This window comes from Porphyromonas uenonis 60-3 (genome assembly GCF_000174775.1).
Lineage (GTDB): Bacteria > Bacteroidota > Bacteroidia > Bacteroidales > Porphyromonadaceae > Porphyromonas > Porphyromonas uenonis_A.
The window spans coordinates 1-674 of record NZ_ACLR01000091.1 but is presented as its reverse complement, the minus strand read 5'-3'; the positions used below and the strand labels follow the sequence as shown (position 1 = coordinate 674).

Annotated in this window: 1 protein-coding gene; it reads right to left on the bottom strand. The window is 55.3% G+C overall.

The window, feature by feature from the left end:
• Positions 1 to 398 precede the first annotated feature (398 nt).
• Positions 399 to 674: putative dsRNA-binding protein (locus tag PORUE0001_RS02630; RefSeq protein ID WP_007364919.1), on the bottom strand; the 276-nt coding region annotated here is incomplete at its 5' end.

The window sequence follows — 674 nt, the reverse complement described above, 5'->3', positions numbered from 1 at the left end:
ACTCTGCAAAGTTAAAGTAGGGACGCACGGTCGTGCGTCCGTTGTCGAACGACGAGACGAGTAGCCCTGTGTAGGGACGCTCGGTGAGTATCTAGTGGGAGGGCGTCCGTACCCGTTAAAGATTACGATGACCAGTTTGTATGATGACTGGGTTATACGTCTCGCCTTGACACAACGGACGCTCGACCGAGCGGCCCTACAACCGTTACTCGTCTCGCTTTAACGAGAACGGACGCTCGACCGAGCGTCCCTACAACCGTTACTCGTCTCACTTTAACGGGGACGGACGCTCGACCGAGCGTCCCTACAACCGTTACTCGTCTTGAGCGCGTTTACAAAGGGCTATTCGTAAGATTTGCCGGAGCTTGTTTTTTTTCCCACCCTCGTAAGGAGCGGGGCTAGCTAGTGCGACTCTGTATGGCTGAGTAGGCTTGCTTGAGTAGCTCGAGGGTGTCACGTGCGGCCTCTTGCTGGGCGCGCTTCTTGCTACTACCGGCGCCTCGGCCTACGGGCTTGCCATCGATCCAAACGCTGTAGATGAAGTGATCGTGAGGCATCGTCTGATGCTCTTCAAGACGAAACTCGTGGGACAGGTGATGCTTCTGAACCCACTCGATGAGTTCGCTCTTATAGTTCTGAATGCTCGCCACCGTATGCTCCCGCATGTCTCGGTA